The organism is Limimaricola cinnabarinus LL-001 (genome assembly GCF_000466965.1).
Lineage (GTDB): Bacteria > Pseudomonadota > Alphaproteobacteria > Rhodobacterales > Rhodobacteraceae > Limimaricola > Limimaricola cinnabarinus.
This window is the reverse complement of record NZ_BATB01000018.1, coordinates 44,890-51,686: the sequence shown is the minus strand read 5'-3', so window position 1 is coordinate 51,686 and position 6,797 is coordinate 44,890. Positions and strand designations below refer to the sequence as shown.

At 64.8% G+C, this 6,797-nt stretch carries 6 protein-coding genes; 2 read left to right on the top strand and 4 right to left on the bottom strand.

Annotated features, from left to right (window positions below):
- Positions 1-184: 184 nt before the first annotated feature.
- Positions 185-1,219 (top strand): IS110 family RNA-guided transposase, encoded by a 1,035-nt coding sequence (locus tag MBELCI_RS08465; RefSeq protein ID WP_021693779.1) that lies wholly within the window; start codon positions 185-187, stop codon positions 1,217-1,219.
- Between the two features lie 449 nt (positions 1,220-1,668).
- On the opposite strand, the gene MBELCI_RS08460 is transcribed toward MBELCI_RS08465, so the two are convergent.
- From MBELCI_RS08460 to MBELCI_RS08450, 4 genes are all read right to left on the bottom strand, one after another.
- Complete coding sequence (locus tag MBELCI_RS08460; RefSeq protein WP_021693778.1) at positions 1,669-2,472, bottom strand: TRAP transporter large permease subunit; 804 nt, start codon at positions 2,470-2,472, stop codon at positions 1,669-1,671.
- Between the two features lie 62 nt (positions 2,473-2,534).
- Complete coding sequence (locus MBELCI_RS20380; protein ID WP_021693777.1) at positions 2,535-2,852, bottom strand: NAD-dependent epimerase/dehydratase family protein; 318 nt, start codon at positions 2,850-2,852, stop codon at positions 2,535-2,537.
- Between the two features lie 191 nt (positions 2,853-3,043).
- The gene (locus MBELCI_RS08455; protein ID WP_021693776.1) at positions 3,044-3,982 is read right to left on the bottom strand and encodes an MYG1 family protein; all 939 of its coding nucleotides are present in this window, start codon (positions 3,980-3,982) and stop codon (positions 3,044-3,046) included.
- A gap of 152 nt (positions 3,983-4,134) precedes the next feature.
- Positions 4,135-4,446: an ETC complex I subunit gene (locus tag MBELCI_RS08450; RefSeq protein WP_021693775.1), complete on the bottom strand. Its 312-nt coding sequence runs from the start codon at positions 4,444-4,446 to the stop codon at positions 4,135-4,137.
- A 132-nt stretch (positions 4,447-4,578) separates the two neighbouring features.
- Between MBELCI_RS08450 and uvrB the strand changes: the two genes are divergently transcribed.
- The gene (uvrB, locus tag MBELCI_RS08445) at positions 4,579-6,786 is read left to right on the top strand and encodes an excinuclease ABC subunit UvrB (RefSeq protein WP_021693774.1); all 2,208 of its coding nucleotides are present in this window, start codon (positions 4,579-4,581) and stop codon (positions 6,784-6,786) included.
- Positions 6,787-6,797 lie beyond the last annotated feature (11 nt).

Genomic DNA, 6,797 nt, shown 5'->3' with positions numbered 1-6,797 from the left:
CCATTTTCAGCCATAGCTCCGTTGAATGTCTACCAAACAGAACTGGCAGCTAGACTTGGCCCGGTTTCCCAAATTTTCCGAAAGACTGACTGGCATTCGGCCCAGAGCATCGGTAATTGGGCTGCCTCACCGGCGAGGTTGAGCTCCCGTTAGGATCGAAAGATCCGAATGAAGGGAGTGACTGATGGATTACTATGCTGGACTGGACGTGTCGCTGCGCAGCTGCGCGCTGTGCATCGTCGACGAGAAGGGATCGGTCCGCCTCGAGCGTGAGCTGCCCTGTGAAATTGAAGCGATTGCCGGCGCCTTGGCGGATTTCCCCAATCCGGTGGCCAGGGTCGGTTTCGAAGCGGGGACGATGAGCCAGCACCTCTACTTCGGACTTCGGGACCGGGGTTTCGATGTTGTCTGCATGGAAGCGCGGCAGGTCAATGCGGCCCTCTCGGCCATGCGCAACAAGACGGATCGCAACGACGCGCGAGGCATCGCCCAGGTCCTGCGGACCGGCTGGTTCAGCCCGGTCCATATGAAGAGCCGGGAGTCGCACGGTGTCCGCGCCCTCCTGAGCACGCGGCGCGCGTTGCTCTCCAAGACCATCGACCTTGCAAACGAGGTCCGGGGGCTGCTGAAGATCTTCGGCATCCGCCTGCCGTCCAGCGTCAGCCACGGGCGCTTCGACGAGGTCGCACGCGGCCTGGTGGAGATGGACGAGGTCCTGGCCCATGCGATGCTGCCTTTGCTCGACGCCCGCCGGGCGCTCTACGACCAGTTCCTTGAACTGGACCGCCGGGTGAAGCGGGCGGCGAGCCGCGACGAGGTCTGCCTGCGAATGATGACGGTGCCCGGGGTCGGGCCGATCGCGGCTCTGACGTTCAAGGCGGCGGTCGACGATCCGGCACGGTTCAGGAAGTCGCGGACCGTTGCCGCACACTTCGGATTGACGCCGAGGCGATATCAGTCCGGAGAAACAGACAACCCGGGCCGCATCTCGAAGGCTGGTGATCGCGACGTCCGATCGACGCTCTATGCGGCCGCCAATGCGCTCCTCATGCGGACCATGGCCGGTTCCCGGATCAAGTCATGGGGCATGCGCCTGATGCGCACCAAGGGCCGGCGCCGCGCTGTCGTCGCCGTGGCTCGCAAGCTTGCGGTCATCCTCCATCGCCTCTGGATCGATGGGACCCAGTTCCGTCCGACCGTCGAGGAGGCTGCAACATGATCTGACACCCTCTCGATGGACCGACGGGATCGTCCTCACCGGACGAGGTTCGTGGATGAAGCCGAAAATGTCTGCTGCGCCAACAAAGCGCGTCTCAAAGCAAGGCTCTCCACTGCCGATCCGACGAATGCTTGCAGCGGCGCTCGAGCGACCAGACTGCGAAGAGAAGCGTGACCCGGATGAGCGACATCGATCCCAGGATGCAAGGAAGAGGAGCTTGACCCACACGCCCAATTAGAGAAGCGACATCGATCCCAGGATGCAAGGAAGAGGAGCTTGACCCACACGCCCAATTAGAGAAGCTGACCTTCGGCTGATCGCAAATGCCGCGGAGCGGCATTCGCAAAGCGGACCTCCACGCCTTGCGGCATCGGGCCGCGCAACCCCCAGGGACCCATTCAGAACAACCAGAGGCGCCGGCAGGACCGAACCAGCCGACGCCGAGGTCTTCAACCCTTGCCGTGGGCGAGGTCCGTGAGCTTCAGCACGTTGCGCTGGAACAGGAACAGCCCGCCACCAATGCTCAGCCCGATGAGATCGGTGACCAGCCCGGCATCGAGCATTCCGAGCGCCCCGCAGGTCAGCAGTGCCCGTGCTATCCAGCCGATCCGGCCGAAGAACCAGCCGATGATCCCGGACGACAGCAGGTAGATGCCGAACAGCGCCGAGATCGTCACATGGATGGTGTCGAGCCAACCGCCCTGCATCAGCAGAGCGTCCGAGAAGAAGAACATGTAGGGCACCACGAAAGCCGCGAGGCCAATGCGGAAGCTCTCGACGCTGGTCTTCATCGGGTCCGACTGTGCAAGCGCCGCGCCGGCATAGGCGGCGAGCGCCACCGGCGGCGTGATCGCCGACATCACCGCGAAGTAGAAGATGAAGAAATGCGCGGTCAGCGGCTCCACCCCGAGGTTGATGAGGCCCGGCGCAATGACCGAGGCCGCCACCGCGTAGGCGGCGGTGGTGGGCATGCCCATGCCGAGGATGATCGCGACAATCATCGAGAACATCATCGCCAGAAGCTGCGATTGATCGGCGATTCCGAGGAGCAGCGCTGAGAAGCGCGTGCCGATGCCGGTCAGCGCGATGACCCCGACGATGATCCCGGACGCCGCGCAGACCGCGACGAGCTGGAGCACCATGCGCGCGCCGATGTCGAGTGCGTGAAAGAGCTGCTTCGGCCCCATGCGGTTCGGCGTGAGCCAGAACACCACGGCGGCGGTGATCATCGCCAGCGTGCCGCAGCGGATCACCTAGTAGCCGAGAAAGAGCGCCCAGATCAGCACCACAATCGGCGCGAAGAGATAGGCCTGCTTCAACAGCGCGTCGAGCTTGGGCAGCGCCGACGGTAGGTCTCGCAGTCCGGCTCGATCAGGATGCGCGGCAGGGCAGCGAAATGCACGATAGCATCGTAGCGCGGCACCGTTGCGAGTTCGAGTTCGTCGAGCCCGGCCAGCGCGCTCAGAGCGTTGAACACCTGCCCGCTATCGGTCAGCTCGACGCGCAAATTATCGACATCAGGCAAGTCGAGCGGCACGCGGTCGGCGTTGACCACCCGATGCCCGCGCTCGAGCAGGTAGGGGATGACGTGACGCCCGGCCTTGCCGGAGCCGCCCGTAAAGAAGATCCGCATGCCAGTCTCTTATCTGTTGCACCTGCGCGCAGAATAAAGAGCCGCCCCGATGAAACAAGCACACAGAGACGTTTGAGGTAGACCGGAAACAAGCCTGATCTGGCGCCGAAGCGGCCGTTCGTGTTGCGCGCAGCGAGCGGCCGCTTACCGACCTTCTTGGCCAAACCCCAGTTGCAGCCCCGTCCGCGCCACTATGGCGCCGCGTTGGCTTTCGAAACCTCAGCCACCGCCAGTTCCGCCATCGCCACGATCGCATCGCGGCTGTTGGCCACGGCGATGAAACGGCCATTGTGGCAGAACTTCGCGCCCGGCACACCCGATGCGGCTTCCAGCGCCTCATCGGTCAGCCCAGCCCAAGCGGCAGGCAGGTCGGCGCGGGTCGCGAAGGTGTCGTCGCCGGTGCGGATCGTGGTCAGGGCCCAGTCGCTGCCGCGCGGGTGAACCACGAAAAGCAAGTGATCGGCACCCGCCGCCTCGACCCCGGCGCGGAAGGGCATACCCATAGGCAGCTCCAGAATGCGTCCCTCACCTGCCGCCTTGATCGCGGCCAGCACCATCGCCTCGGCGCGGTATTTTGCAGCCGAGCGGCGGATACGGGCTTCGACGAAGGCCCGCGCGACCGGCACGGCGGCGGCGAAGGCGCGGTCGTCGGCCCCCTCTTCGCGGTCGTCAAAGGCGGGTTTCAGGCTTTCAAGCAGCGCCGGCAGCGTCAGTCCCGAGAACAGCGGCCCCGCGGCGGAGGCGTCCACCGCGCCGTTGTCGATCAGATCGACGGGCAGCACGAAACCCCGGTCAAACGAGGCGTGGATCTTCTCGGCATCATGCTCGGGGACATCGAGTGCGCGCAGGTAGTCGCGCCCGTATTGTGCCCAGATCAGGCCAAAGGAGCTGTAGGGCTGGCCGTCCTCGCGCAGCGGGTTGGGCTTCTGGTGGTGATCGAAGATCCGCGCCTCGGCGTCGTACTGACCGCCCACGTCGTAGATGATCCGCCCCTCGCCGGGGGTGATCCAGGCCTTGTCACGGCTGCGCACCAGTTCGGCATCAGCGAACAGACGGGTCAGGATGACCGAGGACAGGAGTTCATCGGCGTGAAAGCCGCCCGAATGGGTGACGAGGTGGGTGATGGTCATGGCTGATCCTTGAAACGAAACGGGCGGCCGTCAGGCCGCCCTTGCTAGAAGTCCATGGCATCCGATCCGATCGGACACTCGACATTGCGTCTAACGACCTCTTCGCCGGATCTCGACCGCGAAACCGCCTCAACTTGAGTCGAATTTACAAATCAGTGCGTCCACGCCCCGCGCCGGGTGGTCGAGAAGTTCTCGCCATAGCCGCCGGGGCGGATGTTGTGCTTGCGCACATGCGGCTCCTGCACGATCGCGTCGAGCCCGTGTTTTTCGGCATAGGCCAGCGCCGCCTCGCGGCTGTCGAAATACATCCGCACCTGGCTTTGGGTGTCGGTCGAGCTGGTCCAACCCATCAGCGGGTCGATCTCGCGCTTGGAGGCCGGCGCGAATTCGAGGATCCAGGCCTCGGTCTTGGCGGTGCCGGACTGGGTGGCTGTCCGGGCGGGTCGGTAGATCCGTGCGCGCATCTGATGGTCCCTTCTCATCTGCTCGGCGTTATCGGCAAAACGGCGTCGCCATGCAAGGCGGCAAAGACGCCGCACCCCTCTTGCACAGGAACGAAAAGAGGCCAGATTGGTTCGGTCCCGAGGAGTCCGCCGATGCACAACAACTCGCCCCAGCAGATGCCGATGCTGCACGCCCCCGCGCCGGATGTGAAGGCGCGCGACAAGCTTGAAGGCGGCAAGCGGTTCCGCATGCAGACCGACTTCTCGGCGGCGGGCGACCAGCCCACCGCCATCGTCGAGCTTGCGGGCGGCATCAGTTCGGGCGAGCGCGATCAGGTGCTTCTGGGCGCCACCGGCACCGGCAAGACCTTCACCATGGCCCGCGTGATCGAGGAGACGCAGCGCCCGGCGATCATCCTTGCGCCCAACAAGACCCTCGCGGCGCAGCTCTATGGCGAATTCAAGGGGTTCTTCCCCGACAACGCGGTCGAATATTTCGTCTCGTATTACGACTACTATCAGCCCGAAGCCTACGTGCCGCGATCGGACACCTTCATCGAGAAGGAAAGCCAGATCAACGAACAGATCGACCGGATGCGCCACTCGGCCACCCGCGCGCTTCTCGAGCGCGACGACGTGATCATCGTGGCCTCGGTCTCGTGCATCTACGGCATCGGGAGCGTCGAAACCTATGGCGCGATGACGGTCGACCTGCACAAGGGCAAGACTTACGAGCAGCGTGCCGTGATGGCCGATCTCGTGGCGCAGCAGTACCGGCGCAACGACGCGGCCTTCGCGCGCGGCTCGTTCCGGGTGCGAGGCGACAGCCTCGAGGTCTGGCCCGCCCACCTCGAGGATCGAGCGTGGCGGCTGTCCTTCTTTGGCGACGAGTTGGAGTGCATCACCGAGTTCGACCCTCTCACCGGGTCGAAAACCGACGAGTTCGACCGCATCCGCATCTATGCCAACAGCCACTACGTCACCCCGCGCCCGACGATGAATCAGGCGGTGAAGGGCATCAAGGAAGAGCTGCGCATCCGGCTCGAGCAGCTTCAGGGCGAGGGCAAGCTGCTGGAAGCCCAGCGGTTGGAGCAGCGCACGCATTTCGATCTCGAAATGCTGGAGGCCACCGGCGTGTGCAACGGCATCGAGAACTACTCGCGCTATCTCACGGGGCGCGCGCCGGGCGAGCCACCGCCCACCCTGTTCGAGTTCATCCCCGACAACGCCATCGTCTTCGCCGACGAAAGCCACGTCTCGGTCCCGCAGATCGGCGGCATGTACAAGGGTGACTTCCGGCGCAAGATGACGCTGGCCGAGCACGGCTTCCGCCTGCCGTCCTGCATGGACAACCGCCCCCTCAAGTTCGAGGAATGGGACGCGATGCGGCCGCAGTCGATCTTCGTGTCGGCCACGCCTTCGGCTTGGGAGCTCGATCAGGCGGGCGGCGTCTTCACCGAACAGGTGATCCGCCCCACCGGCCTGCTCGACCCGCAGATCGAGATCCGGCCGGTGAAGACGCAGGTGGACGACCTTCTGGACGAGATCCGGCGCGTCACGGCCAAGGGCTACCGCACGCTGTGCACCACGTTGACCAAGCGCATGGCCGAGGACCTGACCGAATACCTGCACGAGCAGGGCATCAAGGTGCGCTACATGCATTCCGACATCGACACGATAGAGCGGATCGAGATCCTGCGCGACCTGCGGCTCGGGGCCTTCGACGTGCTGATCGGGATCAACCTGCTGCGCGAGGGGCTCGACATCCCCGAATGCGGGCTGGTGGCGATCCTCGACGCCGACAAGGAGGGCTTCCTGCGCTCCGAAACCTCGCTCGTGCAGACGATCGGCCGAGCGGCGCGCAACGTCGACGGCCGGGTCATCATGTATGCCGACCGGATCACCGGCTCCATGGAGCGCGCCATGGCCGAGACCGAGCGGCGCCGCGAGAAGCAGATCGCCTACAACATCGAACACGGCATCACGCCCGAGACCGTGAAGAAGAACGTCGATGACATCCTCGCCGGTCTCTACAAGGGCGACGTCGACATGAACCGGGTCACCGCCAAGGTCGACAAGCCGATGGCGGGGGCGAACCTGCAAGCGGTGCTCGACGGTCTCAAGACCGACATGCGCAAGGCCGCCGAAAACCTCGAATTCGAGGAGGCGGCGCGCCTGCGCGACGAGGTGAAGCGGCTGGAGGCGGTGGATCTGATGGTGTCGGACGATCCCATGGCGCGCCAGCAGGCGGTCGAGCGGGCCTCGGAGGCGGCGGTGAAGTCGTCTGGACGCTCCACCGCCGGCAAGCCCGGTCAGCGCGGCGGCAACGTGGATCGCAAGAAGAACCGCAAGCCCCGCTAGGTGGCGCGTGA